At 69.5% G+C, this 17,486-nt stretch carries 17 protein-coding genes; 5 read left to right on the forward strand and 12 right to left on the reverse strand.

The window, feature by feature from the left end:
- Nucleotides 1–61: 61 nt before the first annotated feature.
- The 4 genes from G1H10_RS18325 (at nucleotide 62) to G1H10_RS18340 (ending at nucleotide 4,795) form a co-directional block, all read left to right on the forward strand.
- Nucleotides 62–910 (forward strand): oxamate carbamoyltransferase subunit AllH family protein, encoded by an 849-nt coding sequence (locus tag G1H10_RS18325; RefSeq protein WP_163740437.1) that lies wholly within the window; start codon nucleotides 62–64, stop codon nucleotides 908–910.
- Nucleotides 907–2,523 carry an AllF/FdrA family protein gene (locus G1H10_RS18330; protein ID WP_163740439.1) on the forward strand — a complete coding sequence of 539 codons (1,617 nt, stop codon included), beginning with the start codon at nucleotides 907–909 and terminating at the stop codon, nucleotides 2,521–2,523. The genes G1H10_RS18325 and G1H10_RS18330 overlap by 4 nt, the downstream gene beginning before the upstream one ends.
- The gene (locus tag G1H10_RS18335) at nucleotides 2,520–3,965 is read left to right on the forward strand and encodes a YlbE family protein (protein ID WP_163740441.1); all 1,446 of its coding nucleotides are present in this window, start codon (nucleotides 2,520–2,522) and stop codon (nucleotides 3,963–3,965) included. The genes G1H10_RS18330 and G1H10_RS18335 overlap by 4 nt, the downstream gene beginning before the upstream one ends.
- 245 nt (nucleotides 3,966–4,210) lie before the next feature.
- On the forward strand, nucleotides 4,211–4,795 hold the full coding sequence (locus tag G1H10_RS18340; protein ID WP_163740655.1) for a helix-turn-helix domain-containing protein: 585 nt from the start codon (nucleotides 4,211–4,213) through the stop codon (nucleotides 4,793–4,795).
- 110 nt (nucleotides 4,796–4,905) lie between these two features.
- Here G1H10_RS18340 and G1H10_RS18345 read toward each other — a convergent pair whose 3' ends face one another.
- From G1H10_RS18345 to G1H10_RS18360, 4 genes are read right to left on the reverse strand one after another with little or no spacing between them, the layout of a single operon-like run.
- Complete coding sequence (locus tag G1H10_RS18345; RefSeq protein WP_163740442.1) at nucleotides 4,906–5,499, reverse strand: nucleotidyltransferase family protein; 594 nt, start codon at nucleotides 5,497–5,499, stop codon at nucleotides 4,906–4,908.
- 17 nt (nucleotides 5,500–5,516) lie between these two features.
- Complete coding sequence (locus G1H10_RS18350; RefSeq protein ID WP_163740444.1) at nucleotides 5,517–6,662, reverse strand: XdhC family protein; 1,146 nt, start codon at nucleotides 6,660–6,662, stop codon at nucleotides 5,517–5,519.
- Nucleotides 6,655–7,836, reverse strand: coding sequence for a vWA domain-containing protein (locus tag G1H10_RS18355; protein WP_163740446.1), 1,182 nt, complete (start codon nucleotides 7,834–7,836; stop codon nucleotides 6,655–6,657). Before G1H10_RS18355 ends, G1H10_RS18350 begins: the two co-directional genes overlap by 8 nt.
- Nucleotides 7,833–8,759 (reverse strand): AAA family ATPase, encoded by a 927-nt coding sequence (locus G1H10_RS18360; RefSeq protein ID WP_163740448.1) that lies wholly within the window; start codon nucleotides 8,757–8,759, stop codon nucleotides 7,833–7,835. The genes G1H10_RS18355 and G1H10_RS18360 overlap by 4 nt, the downstream gene beginning before the upstream one ends.
- A 292-nt stretch (nucleotides 8,760–9,051) precedes the next feature.
- Between G1H10_RS18360 and G1H10_RS18365 the strand changes: the two genes are divergently transcribed.
- Nucleotides 9,052–10,509 (forward strand): uracil-xanthine permease family protein, encoded by a 1,458-nt coding sequence (locus G1H10_RS18365; protein ID WP_163740450.1) that lies wholly within the window; start codon nucleotides 9,052–9,054, stop codon nucleotides 10,507–10,509.
- 18 nt (nucleotides 10,510–10,527) lie between these two features.
- On the opposite strand, the gene G1H10_RS18370 is transcribed toward G1H10_RS18365, so the two are convergent.
- From G1H10_RS18370 to sufD, 8 genes are all read right to left on the reverse strand, one after another.
- A complete protein-coding gene (locus G1H10_RS18370; RefSeq protein ID WP_163740452.1) occupies nucleotides 10,528–11,727 on the reverse strand; it encodes a hypothetical protein in 1,200 nt (399 codons plus the stop codon).
- Between the two features lie 167 nt (nucleotides 11,728–11,894).
- Nucleotides 11,895–12,440: a peptide deformylase gene (def, locus tag G1H10_RS18375; RefSeq protein WP_163740454.1), complete on the reverse strand. Its 546-nt coding sequence runs from the start codon at nucleotides 12,438–12,440 to the stop codon at nucleotides 11,895–11,897.
- On the reverse strand, nucleotides 12,440–13,084 hold the full coding sequence (locus tag G1H10_RS18380; RefSeq protein WP_163740456.1) for an HAD family hydrolase: 645 nt from the start codon (nucleotides 13,082–13,084) through the stop codon (nucleotides 12,440–12,442). Before G1H10_RS18380 ends, def begins: the two co-directional genes overlap by 1 nt.
- Before the next feature lie 107 nt (nucleotides 13,085–13,191).
- The gene (locus tag G1H10_RS18385) at nucleotides 13,192–13,509 is read right to left on the reverse strand and encodes a metal-sulfur cluster assembly factor (RefSeq protein WP_163740458.1); all 318 of its coding nucleotides are present in this window, start codon (nucleotides 13,507–13,509) and stop codon (nucleotides 13,192–13,194) included.
- Between the two features lie 3 nt (nucleotides 13,510–13,512).
- Nucleotides 13,513–13,956 (reverse strand): Fe-S cluster assembly sulfur transfer protein SufU, encoded by a 444-nt coding sequence (gene sufU, locus G1H10_RS18390; RefSeq protein WP_312856607.1) that lies wholly within the window; start codon nucleotides 13,954–13,956, stop codon nucleotides 13,513–13,515.
- Complete coding sequence (locus G1H10_RS18395) at nucleotides 13,953–15,221, reverse strand: cysteine desulfurase (RefSeq protein ID WP_163740460.1); 1,269 nt, start codon at nucleotides 15,219–15,221, stop codon at nucleotides 13,953–13,955. Before G1H10_RS18395 ends, sufU begins: the two co-directional genes overlap by 4 nt.
- Before the next feature lie 112 nt (nucleotides 15,222–15,333).
- The gene (gene sufC / locus G1H10_RS18400; RefSeq protein ID WP_163740462.1) at nucleotides 15,334–16,098 is read right to left on the reverse strand and encodes a Fe-S cluster assembly ATPase SufC; all 765 of its coding nucleotides are present in this window, start codon (nucleotides 16,096–16,098) and stop codon (nucleotides 15,334–15,336) included.
- Nucleotides 16,099–16,152: 54 nt separating this feature from the next.
- Nucleotides 16,153–17,370 carry a Fe-S cluster assembly protein SufD gene (gene sufD, locus G1H10_RS18405; RefSeq protein ID WP_163740464.1) on the reverse strand — a complete coding sequence of 406 codons (1,218 nt, stop codon included), beginning with the start codon at nucleotides 17,368–17,370 and terminating at the stop codon, nucleotides 16,153–16,155.
- Between the last annotated feature and the right edge of the window lie 116 nt (nucleotides 17,371–17,486).

Below are 17,486 nucleotides of genomic sequence, written 5' to 3' on the forward strand. Positions count from 1 at the left end.
CCCTGGAGTTCGTTCCGACGGATTCCCACAGTAAGCACCAGGCACAACCAGGAGGCGGCTCGTGACAGTCGCGCCGCTGCGGCACCGTACCGCGCCATCCAGCACCCGGACGACGTTGGCCGCCGCCGCGAGCACCGCCGTCCAGCCACTCCTCGTCGCGCCGCCTCGCCGCGGGCACGTGGTCGCCAGCACCAGCGACTTGCTGGCCGTCCAGGTGCCGGGCGTGCGCCACGGGCTGATCTGCCTCACCGGCACTCGTGCGGTCCGCATTCCGTGCGCGATGGTACTCGCCGGCCCGGTACCGCAGATCGATGTCGGCACACCGGTCGAGGTAGGCGCCGGCCGGGTCACGCTCCCTGAGATCACGGTGTCGGCGATCCGCTGGTGGCAGCCGCGCCGACCACTGGTGGCCGACCCGGTGGGTGCGGTGCGGCGGGCCGGTCGCTGTCCCGCGCCCGACCTGGACGCGCCCGTCCTCGAGGCCGCGGCGGGTCTCGCCTGCGCTCTGCACTCGACCGCACTCCGCCTGGACGAGTCGGTCACCGCCCTGCTCGGGCTCGGTCCCGGTCTCACGCCCGCCGGCGACGACGTGCTGGCCGGCGCCGTCGTCGCCTTCCGGTCGATCCGCAGCAGCGTCGCCGACGAGCTGACCGAAGTGATCTCCGCGGCCGCACCGCCCACCCGGACCACAGCGGTCTCCGCGGCGCTGCTCCGCTACGCCTGCGAGGGGCACTGCGTGCCTGAGCTCGCCCGCTTCCTGGGCTGCCTCAGCGCTCCGCAAGCGAACGTGATCGCCGCCTACCGGGAGCTGCTCGGTGTCGGCCACACCTCCGGCGCCGGCCTGTACGCCGGGGTGCTCTCGGCCCTGGCCGGGCCCGCCGCGCTCTCCCCGAGCCGGAGACGCGCATGACCCGGGACCTCTCGGTGCGGCCCGGCGTGTACCACGACTCGGTCGCGCTGATGCAGGTCAGCCGCAGCGTCGCCGACGAGCCCGGAGTCAACGCGGCGCTGGTGGCGATGGCCACACCGCTCAATGTGGATCTCGCGGCCGGGATGGGGTTCACCGCGCCGGATGGAGCCGGCCCGAACGACCTCATGATCGCCATCGACGCCGCAGACGACGATGCGCTGGCCCGGGCACGTGCAATCGTGGAGGCGGCGCTGGCCGGGCGCCGGGCCCAGGCGACGCAGGCCCACCAGTCCGACGCCGGACCGCAGCCGCGCACCCTGGGTTCGGCGGTGGAGCGCTCCGACGCGACGGTCGCGTTCGTCGCCACCCCGGGGCCGCACGCCTTCGTCGACGCGATGGACGCCCTGCTCAGCGACGTGCCGGTGGTGGTGTTCTCGGACAACGTCTCCGTCGCGGACGAGGTTCGGCTCAAGCAGGCGGCCCAGCGGCGCGGATTGCTGGTGATGGGACCGGACTGCGGCACCGCCGTCATCTCCGGCGTGGGGTTCGGCTTCGCCAACGTGGTGCGGCCCGGCCCGGTCGGCATCGTGGCGGCGTCCGGCACCGGCGCGCAGCAGCTGATGTCGCTGTTGGACGCGTCCGGAGCCGGGATCAGCCACTGCCTCGGGGTGGGCGGACGCGACATGTCCGACGAGGTGGGCGCCCTGTCGACGCTGACCGCCCTGGACATGCTGGCGGCCGACCCGGCGACCGAGGTGATCGTCGTCGTCGGCAAGCCGCCGGGACGACGTGCTGCGGAGCAGGTCCACGAACACGCCGCCACCCTGACCACGCCGGTGCTCTTCGCCATGCTCGGCCCGGGGCAACCGGACCTGACCGCTGCCGCGCGGTCCGCCGTCGAAACCCTCGGTATGCCGTGGCAGGAACCTCGATCCTGGGCGGCGCCCGACGACGCCGCGCCGACGACCCCACCGGCCGCCGACGTCGCCCCCCGCTACGTACGCGGTCTGTTCTCCGGCGGCACGCTCTGCGACGAGGCGATGGCGGTGGTCGCCGCCGAGCTCGGCCCGGTGTACTCCAACATCCCGCTGCGGCCGGAGTGGTCGCTCGGCACCGATCTGCAGCCGATGTCCGCGGCGGGCGTCGAGCACCACGTCATGGTCGACTTCGGCGACGACGCGCTGACCCTGGGCCGGCCGCATCCGATGATCGACGGCTCGTTGCGCGCTCATCGCATGCTGGCCGAGGCGCTGGACCCCACCTGTGGAGTGCTGCTGCTCGACGTCGTGCTCGGCCATGGCGCCCACCCCGACCCCGCGGCCGAACTCGCCCGGGTGATCGCGGAGTGCCGGACGATCGCCTCCCGACGCGGCCGGGAACTGCCGGTGGTGGTCTCCTTGATCGGAACGGCGGGCGACCCGCAGGATCTCGACCGCCAGGCGGAGGCGCTGAACGGTGCCGGCGCGTCCGTCCATCTGTCCAACGCGGCCGCCGCGCGCGAGGCGGTCCGCCACGTCGTCGCGCCCTCCTCCGGCCTCCCGCCGACACCCACGGCGAGGCCGACGACGCCGCCGACGACGAGGCCAACGCCGACCTATCGGAGTGACGGATGAGCGCACTGGACACCCTGCTGACGGCCGAACCACGGGTCGCGGCGGCCGGGGCCGACCTGCTCATCGACAGTCTCGGCGCCCAGGCGGTACCGGTCGAGCGGGTCGAGTGGCGGCCTCCGCTGCCCGGCACGGAGAACAGCCTGGCCACGGTAGTGGCCGACCCGCGCCGAGCCGAGGCCAACCGGCAAGCGCTCGACCGCATGCTCGCGTCCACGTCCGAGCTGGTCGACGTCCGCCCGGCCCGGGACGCGCTGGGACTCCAGCCCGGCGAGCTCCTGCACGCCGGTCCCCCGTTGACCTGGGATCGGGCGTCCGGCCCGATGCGCGGCGCGCTGATCGGTGCGATGATCTTCGAAGGCCTCGCAGACTCGCCGGACAGCGCCGAGGCGAAGCTGGCGGCCGGCGCGGGAATCACCCTCACCCCGTGCCACGAGCGCGGCGCCGTCGGCCCGATGGCGGGCGTGGTCTCCCCTTCGATGTGGATGTTCGAGCTGCGTGACGAGGCGAACGACGGCACGTCCTGGTGCTCGCTGAACGAAGGGCTCGGCAAGGTGCTGCGATACGGCGCCTACTCCGACGACGTCATCGAGCGGCTGCGCTGGATGAGCGCCGTGCTCGGACCGCTGCTGCAGGCTGCGGTGCGTCGGCGCGGCCGGATCGACATCAAGGCCATCGTGGCGCAGATGGTGCAGATGGGCGACGAGGGTCACAACCGGAATCGGGCCGGTACCCTCATGCTCCTGCGCGAGCTGCTGCCTGACCTGATCGAGTGCGGCGCACCGTCGTCGCAGGTCGCTGAGGTCACCCGGTTCGTCTCCGGGAACGATCACTTCTTCCTCAACCTGGTCATGCCGACCGGCAAGCTGCAGACGGCCGCCGGGGCCGGAATCGCCGGCAGCACCGTGGTCACCACCATGGCACGCAACGGCACCGACTTCGGCATTCAGGTGTCCGGCACGGGTGACGAGTGGTTCACCGCCCCCGCTGACACACCGGACGGGCTGTTCCTCGGCTCCTTCGGACCGGACGACGCCAATCCCGACATCGGCGACTCGGCCGTCTGCGAGACGATGGGCATCGGCGGGTTCGCCATGGCCGCCGCTCCGGCCATCGTGCGGTTCGTCGGCGGCTCGGTTCCGCTGGCGCTGCACACCAGCCGGTTGATGTACGAGATCACGCTGGCGGAGAACCCCGCGTACGCGTATCCGATCCTGGATTTCCGCGGCGCACCCACCGGGATCGACGTCACCCTCGTCGCCCGCACCGGCGTGCTGCCGCAGATCAACACCGGGATGGCCGGCAAGGTGGCCGGCACCGGCCAGGTGGGCGCCGGCCTGGTCAAGCCGCCCGCGGCGTGTTTCACCGCAGCGCTGGACGCCCTTGCCGCGCGGACGCCCGGGCCGGCCGCCGATTCGCCCTCGCCACCGAAGTCGGTCGTCTGAGTGCCGTCGGAGCGCCGTCGTTCTCTGGACATTGTCCAGGCCATGGCTGAGATTCCGTCGAGAGATCGCCCGACGGCGGATCGGCGTCGACGGATGTGCGCACCGGACCTAGGTACGCTGTGCCCGTGACCTCTCCGGTACCGTTCCCAGCCGACGACGACGCCGGCCGCACGTTGGACGACGAACCCGGCCGCCCATTGGACGACGAGGCCGGGCGTCGACCAGACGACGAGCCGGGTGGCCGGATGGACGACGAGCCCAGCCGACAACTAGAAGGAGTCATCGCCAACCAGGTGCGCGAGTACCGGCTCACCGCGGGCCTGTCCGTCGCTGAGCTCGCCGCCCGGGCCGGCATCTCCAAGGCGATGCTGTCCAAGATCGAGAACGTGCAGACGTCGTGCTCGCTGACGACGCTCGGCCGGCTCGCGAGGGCGCTGGGCGTGCCGGTCACCGCGCTCTTCCGCGGGGTCGACACCGAGCGCGAAGCCGTGTTCACCAAGGCGGGCCACGGCGCCGTCATCGTCCGGCGCGGCACCGGCGTCGGCCACGTCTACCGGCTGCTCGGGGAGCTGCAAGGGTCACAGACCAGGATGGAGGCGCACGTGGTCGAGCTCAGTGAGAGCTCGGACGTGTTCCCGCTGTTCGAGCACCCCGGCACCGAGCTGATCTACATGCTGGAGGGCGCCATGGTGTACGGACACGGCGAAGCCCGGTATGAGATGCGGGCCGGCGATGCGCTCCAGTTCGACGGCGAGGGTCCGCACGGTCCCGATACCCTGCTCGAGTTCCCGATCCGGTTCCTCTCCGTGGTCGCCTACCCCGATCACTGACGGTCGTTCACGGCGTCCATTCGAGCACCAGCCGCCGCTCGGGCCATCGCCAGAGCAGGCGCCGTGTCGTTCGATCAGACCGAGCTCCGCGAGACGCTGCATTCGCTCCTCTACGGTTTCGTGACGTCCAGATCTTCCGGATAGTCGACGTCGTCCGGGCGGCCGGTGTTGTCGCACGGCACCGCGGTCACCAGCTCAGGATGCCGGATCATGAACGCGCGCGCCCCCTGATCGCCCTCGGCCAGCGCCGCCACGTCCGCCCATACCTCGCGGCCGAGCAGGACCGGGTTGCCGCGCGCTCCGCCGTACGTGGCCGCGGCGACGAACGCGCCGCCCACTCGTGCCGCGCGCAGCCGCCGGACCGCCTCCGGCCCCAGCCACGGTTGGTCCACCAGCGCCACCACGACGGCGTCCACCTCGTACTCGCGGACGGCGTCCAACCCCGCCCGCAGCGACGAGCCCATCCCAGACTGCCAGTCCGGGTTATACACCAGGTGGATCGGGACACCGGCGGGATGTCCGGAGACCTCCAGGCCGACAGCACCTTCGACGACGACGATCGGCGTGCAGCCACCGTCGGCCAGCAGGCGCACCGCGCGGTCGACCAGCCGTTCCCCCGCGACCTCCACCAGGGCCTTCGGTGTGCCGAACCGCCGCCCTTCACCCGCCGCGAGCACCAGTCCTCCTGCCGTCGCCGTCGTCATCGTGAATCACGACCCGTCTACGAAATCGCCCCGCCGGCCAGAGGTCTCGCCTCGCGCTCGCCGATGCGGTCGTGGTGAATCGGGCCGGTCAATTCACTCAGCCTCCGTCCCGAGCCGCCCCATCGCGCCGCGATGATCTCCGCGGCGATCGAGATCGCCGTCTCCTCCGGCGTGCGAGCCCCGATGTCCAGCCCCACCGGCGCCGACATCCGGCCCAGCTCCTCCTCGCTCAGGCCCAGCTCGCGCAGGCGCGCCAGCCGGTCCGCGTGCGTGCGCCGGGACCCCATCACCCCGATGTACGCGGCGGGTGTGCGCAGCGCCGCTTCCAGCAACGGCACGTCGAACTTCGGATCGTGGGTGAGCACGCAGATCACGGTCCGCGCATCCACGCTCACCCCGGCCAGGAAGTCGTGCGGCCAGCTCACCACCACCTCGTCGGCATCCGGGAACCGCCGCTGGGTCGCGAACACCGGCCGGGCGTCGCAGACCGTGACGTGATACCCCAGGAACTTGCCGATACGGACCACCGCGGCCGCGAAATCGATCGCCCCGAACACCAGCATCCTGGGCCGCGGCGCGAACGACTGGACGAGAACCTCCAGCTCGTCCATCCGTCGCTCGCCGTCGGCACCGTACCGCCGCACACCCGTGATGCCCTGGTCGAGCATTCCCCGCGCGTCGTCGGCGACCGCGTCGTCCAGACGCTGTCCGCCGAGGCTTCCCTCCGTAGTATCCGGCCACACCACCAGGTGCGCGCCCGGCTCGCCCGGTCCGGACACCACCGTCGCCAGCGCCACCGGCTCGTGCCGCTGCACCGTCTCCGCCAGCGCACCCAGCTGCGGGAAGGTCTGGGCATCGACCGCCTCGACGAAGACGTCGATCGTGCCGCCACAGGTCAGGCCGACGGCGAATGCGTCGTCGTCGCTCACGCCGTAACGCTGCTTGACCGGCTCGCCCCCGGCGATCACCTCCTGCGCCAGCTCGTAGACCGCACCCTCGATGCACCCGCCGGATACGCTGCCGACGGCTTCTCCCGTGTCGGTCACCAGCATCGACGCACCGGCCGGCCGTGGTGCCGACTGGAAGGTGCCGACGACCGTCACCAGGCCCGCTCGGCCGCCGCGCCGCACCACCGACACCAGGTCGGACATCACCTCACGCATCGCTCACCGCCTCCGTAGCGTCCTGCAATCGGTGCGTCCCAGGCCACGGCGTGCAGGACGTCGTCGTTGTCAGCAGGATGGCCAGATCCTCCATCGCGCCGAGGGAATGACCCGCCACCAGATCGTCGATGTGCGGCAACGCCGCGCGCATCCCGCCGGTGCGCGGCGCGTAGCCGTCGTGGCCGCGATGGGGGTTGACCCACACCACCCGCCGCGCCAACCGCCGCAGCCGCGCCATCTGCTCGCCCAGCAGCGTCGGATCACCCTGCTCCCAACCGTCGCTGGCGAGCACGACGACGGCACCCCGTGCGACGCCCCGCTGCCCCCACCGGTCCAGGAACTCCTTCACCTCCGGACCCAACCGGGTGCCACCGCTCCAGTCCGGGATGGCCTGCGACGCCTTGGCTATCGCGGCCGCGGCGCCCCGGCCGCGCAGCTCGCGCGTCAGCCTGGTCAACCGCGTGCCGACGGTGAACACCTCGGTGCCCGGACGCGCCCGGCACGCCGCGTGCGCGAACCGAAGCACGGTGTCGGCGTATGGTGCCATCGAGCCGCTGACATCGATCAGGAATACCAGCCGGCGGGTCCGGCGCGACTTGCGGTGCCGGAGTACCTCCACCGGCTCACCGCCGCGGCGCATCATCGCCCGGATCGTGCGGCGCGCGTCGATCGTGCCGCCCGGTGCGGCCCGCATGCGCCGGGTGATGCGCTCCGGCACCGCGATCACGAGTGCGCTGAGATAGTGGTTCACCTCGGCCCGCTCGGCGGCGGTCAGCTCAGTCACGTCGCGGTTGCGGAGAACCTCGTGCCGGCTCGCCGTGGCCAGCTTCTCCGGCGGCGGCCCGTCGTTCTTCGCACCGGTCTCCGGCTGGCCGTCGGCGGGCGCGGCGACCATCCGGTACGCCGGTGCGACCTGCACCCGCGGCCGTGGCCGGCCCTGGCCAGCGCCGAAGTACGCGCTGAACACCTGGTCGTAGCGTTCGATGTCGTCGGGCGAGGCGCACAGCGTCAACCGGCCGGACCAATAGACCGCACTCAGCGAGTCGGCGCCCAGTTCGGCCAGCGCACGCAGCATCATGTGCACGCGGGTCGGCGGCACCGACGCCCCGGACGCACGCAGCCGGCCGGCGAACTCCACCACCGGCTCGACCGCGTGCTCGGGGCCTGCATTCATCCGGCCGTCTCCACCACCATCTCGCCGATCTCCGCGCGGATCCGTTCGGTGTCTTCCTGGTACTTCAACACGGCCCCGAGAGTGCGGGAGGCCAGGTCCGCGTCGAGCTCCCGGGCCCCCAGCGCCGCCAGCGCCGCCGCCCAGTCGATGGACTCGGCGAGCCCGGGCGGCTTGAGCAGGTCGGCGGAACGCATCCGTTCCACCACGCGCGCCACGTCACTCGCCAGCCGCTCGCTCACCTCCGGCAGTCGCCGGGTGATCACCGCGATCTCGCGCTCGAACGTCGGATGGTCGAGCCAGTGGTACAGGCACCGCCGCTTCAGCGCGTCATGCACCTCACGCGTGCGGTTACTGGTGACCACGACGGTCGGCGGGGTCTCCGCGCGCACCGTCCCCACCTCCGGGATGGAGATGGTGAAGTCCGAGAGCACCTCCAGCAGAAACGCCTCGAACTCATCGTCCGCCCGGTCGATCTCGTCGATCAACAGCACGCACGGAACCTCCTCCAGCGCCCGCAGCAGCGGCCGCGCCACCAGGAACCGACGGTCGTAGAGTTCATGCTCCAACCGGTCGACGTCGGACACGCCGGCCGCCTCGGCGGCGCGCAGATGCAGCAGCTGCCGCGGGAAGTCCCAGTCGTAGAGTGCCTGGGCGGCGTCCACGCCCTCGTAGCACTGCAACCGGATCAATGGCGCGGACAACGCCGCGGACAGTGCATGCGCCAACGACGTCTTGCCGACGCCGGCCTCCCCTTCGATGAACAGCGGGCGACGCATCCGCAGGGCGAGAAAGGCCGCGGTGGCCAAGCCGTCGTCGGCGAGATAACCGGCGGCATCCAGCCGCCTGGCCAGCTCCTCCGGCCCGGCGACGACGCCGTCGGTGGGCGGTCCGGATGCATCGGAGCGGTCCCGGATCTCCGTCATGAAACAACGCTACGCCCTCCACCCGTCCCGCGTCCCGCCCCTCGCCGGCGCCGCACCGACGCCGCCGCGCCGGGTGCTTGAGCCGGTTCCCACCATGGCGAAATCTGCCAGGATGGCCCTCGGCAACGTCGTGAACCTGCACACATGACCGAGCCGGCGCGATCGAGTACCGTCACGCAGAAGCTCCACCGGCGGGGCGATCAGGTGAGGCGGGCACGCGAGACAGGCAAGCTGGACGGCAGGACGCGCCGGCACTCCCGGGCGGCGCGCGATCCGAGTCAGGAGGCGCTTGATGAGCTCCCCGGTCAGACCGGTAGACCTGAACTACGGTCTCGACGACGTACCGCGACCGCTGGCCAGCCTCGGCCTGGGCGTGCAACACGTGCTCACCATGTTCGGCGCCACCGTCGCCGTCCCGCTCATTCTCGGTCCGGCGATGGATATGCCGCCGGACGATCTGGCCATCCTGGTCAGCTCGGTGATGATCTGCTCCGGGATCGCCACCTTCATCCAGGTCCGCTTCGGCACCCGGCTGCCCATCATCCAAGGCGTCTCGTTCGCGTTCCTCGGACCGTTCTTCGCGATCATCGCCGCCACCGCCGCGCAGGGCGGCGACGTCACCATGCAGTACATCGCCGGTGCCATCATCGCCGGTGCCGTGCTGGAGATCGTCCTCGGCTACACCGGGCTCTTCGGCAAGCTGCGACGATACATCACCCCGGTGGTGATCGGACCGGTCATCGCGCTGATCGGGCTGGCCCTGTTCGAATCCGGCGCACCGATGGCCGGCGGTAACTGGTGGTTCGGCGCGCTGACCATCGTCGCCGCGCTCGGTTTCGTGCTGATCGTCGCGCCGCGATCCAGGTTCTTCTCGCTGTTCCCCATCCTGCTGGCCGTGCTCGTTGCGTACGTCGTCGCCTGGTTCTGCAGCGCCGTCGGGATCCTGAGCGAGGACAATCCCGCATACATCAGCTTCGACGCGGTCGGCGACGCCCCGTGGATCCGCAACCTGGTGATCGAGGACGGCGGCATCTTCCTGCCGTGGGGATGGCCGCAGTTCACGGCCGGATTCATCCTCGCCACTCTCGCCGGCTACCTCGCATCCATGATCGAGTCCTACGGCGACTACCACGTGATCTCACGGTCCGTGGGCCGGGGCGATCCGAGCGAGAAGCAGATCAGCCGCGGCATCGGCGCCGAGGGGGCCGGCTGCCTCGTCACCGGCTTCTTCGGCGGTTTCGCCTCGACCAGCTACACCGAGAACGTCGGCCTGGTCGCGATGACCAAGGTCGCCAGCCGACGCGTGGTCTACATCGCTGCCGGCCTGCTGATCCTGCTCGGTCTGATCGCCAAGGTGGGGGCTGTCGTCGCGACGATCCCGGGGCCGATCGTCGGCGGCCTGTACTGCACCCTGTTCGGCCTGATCGCCTCGATCGGCATATCCAACCTGATGCGCGCCGACATGCACAGCCAGCGCAACCTACTGATCGTCGGGTTCATCCTGTTCATGGGGCTGTCCGTACCCGCCTACTTCGAGAACGTCACCATCGAGATCTCCTGGGCGGAATGGTTGGGCGATGCCATCACCACCGTCGGCAGCACCGGCATGGCGGTTGCGGCCATCCTCGGATTGATCCTGGACAACCTGGTGCCCGGCACACCCGAGGAACGCGGATTGACTCATCTGGACGAGACCCGCGGGCCGGTCGGTGAGGTCGAGGTGCACGACGGCGACGACGAGCAGAGCTAGCTCGCCCGGCTGACGACGTCACCCGGCTCCGTTGCTCTTGCGCATATCGCGTCGTTCGCGCTCCCGGTAACTGAACGCGGCCTCACGGATCGACTCCTCGCTTTCGAAGCCGGAGCCGATCGCCCCAGCGACCGTCGCGGCGGCGGTCACCAGCATGGTCACCACGACGTAGTCGAGGAGACCGGGATCCGCGCCGACGTACTCGCCGAGCACGCTTCCGGTCAGCACCACGGCCGCGGCAGCGAGATTGACCAGGAACAACGCGACATACATGCAGCCCACGCCGATCGTGAGCGTCACCAGAGTCGAGACGTTGAACAGCGCCGTCTCCCACTGCTCATGCGGCGCATCGCTGCCCTCCCACAGCCGGTGGTACACGATCAACCACACAACCATGATCCCGACCGATCCGGATACCGCTGCCAGCAGCCGGAACGGTCCCATCGAGCTGGCCAGCTGCCAGGTGACCGTGTTGATCATGTAGAACGCGCTGAACGCGAACGCACCGACCAGCGGCCCGGTCAGCCCGAGGACGAGCCGCCACGGCCGATTGTTGCGCACCATGCCGATCAGCAGTCGCAAGCCTCCACGTGACGCGACGATACGCGCGTCGATCTCCGCAGGCTCCGGCGTTATCCGCCGGAACCGGCTCGTCAGCCCCGGACCGCGTCGGCGAGCAGTGCCCTCAGGCGGGACGGTGCGCACCTCGGGATCACAGATCTCCGCGATGAGCCGCACCAACACCCGACGAACCCGGCGGCGTAATGCCATGCCGCCGAATGCCGGCAGCGAGACGACGATGATCCTGCGCCGGTGGCTTACGTCCGCGACGATGGGCTGTTTCCCCGCGCGCAGAACGAGATCGGTGACGCACACCACCAGGTCCCAGCCGTGTGTGCGCATGCGCTGCTCGGCAAGAGTCGTCATCGCCGTGTTCCGGGCGTCACTCAACGGCAGCCGCTCGGTGATCAGCTGCACGTCCCACGGTCCGCGCCGTACGTGTTCGGCCAGCTCTGACGGTAGGTCGGTGGCAAGCTGCCGGGCCAGCTCAACCGGTGCGGCAACCGGGTCCGAGATCAAGCCGATCTTGACCGGCCCCGAACGGTGGTGGGCGTCGTCAGAGTCGCCGATATCGTCAGCGTCGATATCGTCAGCGCCGTCGATGCTGTCAGCGTCGTCGGCGGCGTCGGCATTCCAGCCATTCCCACGTGGGCCCACGCTGTGTCGGGCTACCCACGTCGTCGGCGCGCTAACCGGTCACGGCACGCGCGAACGGCCCAGGCGAGCTGGAAGGCGTTCCGGCCGGGGTTCTGTCGTAGGGCTCGGGCAGAGGCACGTGCAGGGTCCTCTGGACCGCGGGCTACGGCCCACGCGCGAGCCGATGGTCAGGTCGCGCGACCGAACATGGCGTGCGGGGAGACCTTCACCTCCGGTGGCTCCTCCCCCGCCCACTGAGCCTCCCGGATCGCCTTCATGGCGGCCTTGCGGCTCTCTCGGTCCAGCCGATCGACGAACAGAATGCCGTCGAGGTGGTCGGTCTCGTGCTGGATCGCCCGGGCGAGCAGTTCCGTGCCCTCGATGGTCACCGGGTCGCCGTACTCGTTGAATCCCTTCGCGACGACACCGAACGCACGCCGACAGTCGAACTCCAGCCCGGGGATCGACAGGCACCCCTCGGGTCCGAACTGCTCCTCCTCGGACAGCTCCAGGTCCGGGTTGATCAGATGCCCGACGACGCCGTCGACGTCGTAAGTGAACACCCGCAGCGACACCCCCAGCTGAGGTGCCGCCAAGCCCGCTCCGCCCGCGTCGAGCATGGTCTCGGTCAGGTCCTTGACTAGGCCACGCAGCTCCTTGTCGAACGTGACGACCGGTTCAGCCTTGGTACGCAGGACCGGGTCGCCGAACAGCCGGATCGGCCGTACCGACATCAGTACCTTCCTTCATGCTCTGCCTCGTCGATCATGGACAGCTCCGCCCGCAGCGCGTCGGGGTCGGTGAAGCGCAGGGCGGTCATGCCCAGACCACGGGCGGCGTCGACGTTGGGCGGGTTGTCATCGATGTACACCGCCGACGACGGCTCGATCCCGTACCGCTCGAACAGCACCTGGAAGATCCGCGTATCCGGCTTCACCAGCCGTTCCCGGCCCGAAACCACGATCCCTTCGAACCAGGACATCCACTCGAAGCGCGGATAGGTCAAGTCGAACTTCTCCGCCGACCAGTTGGTCAGCGCGTACAGCCGGCTACCGCGGTCGCGCAGCTCGCGCAGGATGTCGACCGTGCCCTCGATCGCGCCGCCGATCATCTCCTCCCAGCGGGCGTCGTACGCCGCGATCAGTTCGGCGTGCTCCGGATATTGAGCGGTCAGCTTCTCGACCGCCTCCGACCACGGACGGCCACGATCCTGCTCCAGGTTCCACGCAGATGTGGTGACTTCGGCAAGGAACCGCTCCACCTCGGCGTCGGACGGCAACAGCTGCCGGTAGAGGTAGCGCGGGTTCCAGTCGACGAGCACGCCACCGAGGTCGAAGACGACTATGTCGCTACGCCGACCACTCCACTCGCTCGTCACGTCGCCGCTCGTGTTGTCTCGTCGCGCTCCGCTCCTCGCGCGCTCCGCGGCCGACTCCGCTCGTCCCTCGCTATGCCGACCACTCCACTCGCTCGTCACGTCGCCGCTCAAACGTTGAAGCCAAGCGCGCGCAGCTGTTCGCGTCCCTCATCGGTGATCTTCTCCGGACCCCACGGGGGCATCCAGACCCAGTTGATCTTCAGACCGCTGACCAGCCCATCGGTGGCGGCTGTCGCCTGCTCCTCGATGACGTCGGTCAGCGGGCAGGCTGCGCTGGTCAGCGTCATGTCCACGGTCGCGACGCCGTCGTCGTCGACGGACACTCCGTAGATCAGGCCGAGGTCGACGACGTTGATCCCCAGCTCGGGGTCGACGACGTCGCGCAGCGCCTCCTTCAGATCCTCAATGTCGACAGTGGTCGTCATAGCTCATTTCTCCTCACCGGACAGCGCACGCGCGGCCGCGTCCTTGAACGCCATCCAGGACAACAACGCACACTTCACCCTAGCCGGGTAACGTGCCACACCGGCGAACGCAATGCCGTCGCCGAGCACGTCCTCATCCGGCTCTACCTGGCCCTTGCCCTGCATCAACTGCGTGAAAGCAGCCTCCGTGGCGAAAGCCTCGTCCAGCGACTCACCGGTCAGCAGCTCGTGCAGCACGCTGGCCGATGCCTGACTGATGGAGCAGCCCTGGCCGTCGTAGGAGACGTCCGCCACCTTCTCGCCGTCGAGCGAAACCCGGACCGTGATCTCGTCGCCACATGTCGGGTTGACGTGATGCGATTCGGCGTCGAACGGCTCCCGCAACCCGCGTCCGTGCGGGTTCTTGTAGTGGTCCAGGATGATCTCCTGGTACAGGGACTCGCTCACCCGAAGAACCTCTTCACCTGCTCGATGCCGTCCACCATCGCGTCGATCTCGGCGGTGGTGGTGTACAGGTAGAACGACGCTCGCGTGGTCGCAGGTATTCCGAACCGTACACAGATCGGACGGGCACAGTGGTGTCCGACCCGGACCGCCACGCCCTGTTCGTCCAGCAGCTGACCGACGTCGTGCGGGTGCACACCGTCGACGGTGAACGAGATCGTCCCGCCGCGCTCGACCGTGCTGTCCGGCCCGACGATCGTCACGCCCTCGACGTGCCGTAGCCGATCCAGCGCGTACGCCGTGATGACCTGTTCGTGCTGGTGAATCGTGTCCATCCCGATGCCGGTCAGGTAATCGACCGCGGCGCCCAAACCGATGGCCTGCGCGATCGGCGGAGTGCCGGCCTCAAACTTGTGCGGCACCGGCGCGAACGTCGAGCCCTCCATCGCGACCGTCTCGATCATCTCGCCACCACCCAGGAACGGCGGCAGCGCGGCGAGCACCTCGGACCGACCCCACAACACGCCGATTCCGGTGGGACCGCACATCTTGTGCCCGGTGAAAGCGAGCAGGTCGGCACCGAGCGTGGAGACGTCCACCGGCATGTGCGGCACCGCCTGCGCCGCGTCGACCAGTACGAGCGCGCCCACCTTGCGCGCCTGCTCCACCACGGTCTGGATCGGGTTGACGGTGCCGAGCAGATTGGACTGGTAGGTCAGCGAGACGATCTTGGTGCGTGGGTTGACCAGCTCTTCCAGTGCCGTCAGGTCGAGCCGGCCGTCCTCGGTGATGCCGAACCAGCGCAGCGTCGCGCCGGTGCGCTGGGCGACGAGCTGCCACGGCACGATGTTGGAGTGGTGCTCCATCTCGGTGATGACGATCTCGTCGCCGGGGCCGAGCCGGTAACGCGGGTCTTCTGCCAACCCGCTGGCCAGCGTGTTCGCCACCAGGTTGAGCGCCTCGGAGGCGTTCTTGGCGAACACCACCTCGTCCCGGCTGGGCGAGCCGATGAACGCCGCGATCTTGTCCCGAGCGCCTTCGTAGGCCGCTGTCGACTCCTCACCGAGCTGGTGCACGGCGCGGGCCACGTTGGCGTTGTGCCGTTCGTAGTGCTCGGTCAGCGCCTCCAGAACCGGACGGGGTTTCTGCGAGGTGTTGGCCGAGTCGAGATACGTCAGCGGCCGGTCACCGGCCAGCCTGCGCTCGAGGATCGGGAAGTCCTTGCGGATCCGATCCACGTCGAGCGGGCTGGCTGCCTGGTGCGCCACGTCTGCCCTCCTGTCGTCGCACCACCAGGTTTTCTCGTGCACTACCAGGTCGGCAACCCTGGTACGGCCCGAGAAAACCTACTTCACATGATCATTTAGGGCTCGGCCGGGGTTAGACGGCGGCGCCTTCGCCGACGTAGTCGGCGTAGCCGTGCTCTTCCAGCTTCTCGGCCAGCTCCGGGCCACCTTCCTCGGCGACCTTGCCGCCGACGAAGACGTGCACGAAGTCCGGCTTGATGTAGCGCAGGATCCGGGTGTAGTGCGTGATCAGCAGCACACCCTTGTCCCCGCCGGAGGAGAACCGGTTCACCCCGTCGGAGACGATCCGCAGCGCGTCGATGTCCAGACCGGAGTCGGTCTCGTCGAGCACGGCGAACGTCGGGTTCAGCAGCTCCAGCTGCAGGATCTCGTGCCGCTTCTTCTCACCGCCGGAGAAGCCGGTGTTCAGGTCACGCTCGGAGAACTCCGGGTCGATGCGCAGGTTGTCCATCGCCGTCTTAACGTCCTTGACCCACGTCCGCAGCTTCGGCGCCTCGCCGTCGATCGCGGTCTTCGCGCTGCGCAGGAAGTTGGAGACGGAGACGCCCGGCACCTCCACCGGGTACTGCATCGCCAGGAACATCCCGGCGCGCGCCCGCTCGTCCGGGGTCATCTCCAGCAGGTCCTCGCCGTCGAGGGTGAGCGACCCGGAAGTCACCGTGTACTTCGGGTGTCCGGCGAGCGCGTACGCCAGCGTGGACTTGCCGGAGCCGTTCGGCCCCATGATGGCGTGCGTCTGACCGCTGTTCACGGTCAGGTTCACGCCGTGCAGGATCTGCACCGGACCGTTCTCCGTCTCGACGGAGACGTGCAGGTCGCGGATCTCGAGAGTGCTCATCGGTGGTCTATTCCTCGTCTCGTCCTCGTGAAGTCTTTGTTTGGAGTCTGTCCGTCACGCGTCGCCGGCGGCTTCCGCGGCGAGCTCTTCGGCCACCGCGAGCTCGCGCTCGACCGTCGTCATCAGCCGGTCCTTGATCTCCGGGACGCCGATCCGGTTGATCAGCGACGCGAAGAAGCCGCGGACCACCAGCTTGCGCGCCAGGTCCTCGGGAATACCGCGGGCCCGCAGGTAGAAGAGCTGCTCGTCATCGAACCGCCCGGTGGCACTGGCGTGTCCCGCGCCCTCGATCTCACCGGTCTCGATCTCCAGGTTCGGCACGGAGTCGGCACGTGCACCGTCGGTGAGTACCAGGTTCCGGTTGAGCTCGTAGGTGTTGATCCCGGTGGCTTCCTTGCGGATGAGGACATCGCCTACCCACACCGCGTGGGCGCTCTTGCCCTGCAGCGCACCCTTGTACTCGACGTCGCTCTTCGCGTTCGGGGTGTTGTGGTCGACGACCAGCCGGTTCTCGATGAACTGACCGGCGTCGGCGTAGTACAGGCCGAGAAGCGTCGCGTCGCCTCCTGGACCGGCGTAGTTCAGCGTCGTGCCGTTGCGGACCAGGTCACCGCCGAAGGTGATCACGGCGTGTTTGACCGTGGCGTCCCGGCCGACGTGCACATGGTGGTGCGCCAGGTGCACCGCGTCGTCGGCCCAGTCCTGCACGGCGACGACCGTCAACTCCGCGCCGTCCTCGGCCACGACCTCCACGTTCTCCACGAACGACGACGAGCCGTCGTACTCGATCACCACCACCGACTTACTGTGCCGGCCGGCGGTGATCACCAGGTGTCCGGCCGCACCCCGATCCGCCGACGTCCCGGTGAGCCGAATCACCGAAGGCCGCTCGATGATCTCGTCGCGTGGGATGTCCACGGTGAACGTCTTCTCCGCCGCCGCCCACGCCCGCGCGCTCGGCCGGTCCACCGGCACGTACGTGGAGCTCCCCTTGCGGGAGTCGTCCGCGCCGACCGAGGTCGCGGTGACCCGCGGATCCACGTCGACGGCCACGGTGTAGTCGCTGCCGTCCAACGCGGCGTCATCGTGCAGGCCGCGTAGGCGACTCATCGGGACGAACCGCCACTCCTCCTCGCGGCCGTGCGGAACGGAATGGTCGGCCACGTCGAACGACGCGAACCGATCAAGCGCGCCCTTGACACTCTTGGTGCCGGCGCCGTGTGAGTGGGCGGCCAAGCCGTGCTGGGCCGGCGTCTCGGTGGCGGTGCTCATCTGCTCCTGATCCTGTCGGTCATATCCTTGCGCCTGCGACCCTGCGCCTGCACTCAGCGCTCTCGGCAGGCGGTGGTCATGTCTCGTCGTCGGTCGTCGGAACTCGTGCCGGCCGG

It is taken from the genome of Phytoactinopolyspora halotolerans, from assembly GCF_010550675.1.
In the GTDB taxonomy this organism is placed as follows: domain Bacteria; phylum Actinomycetota; class Actinomycetes; order Jiangellales; family Jiangellaceae; genus Phytoactinopolyspora; species Phytoactinopolyspora halotolerans.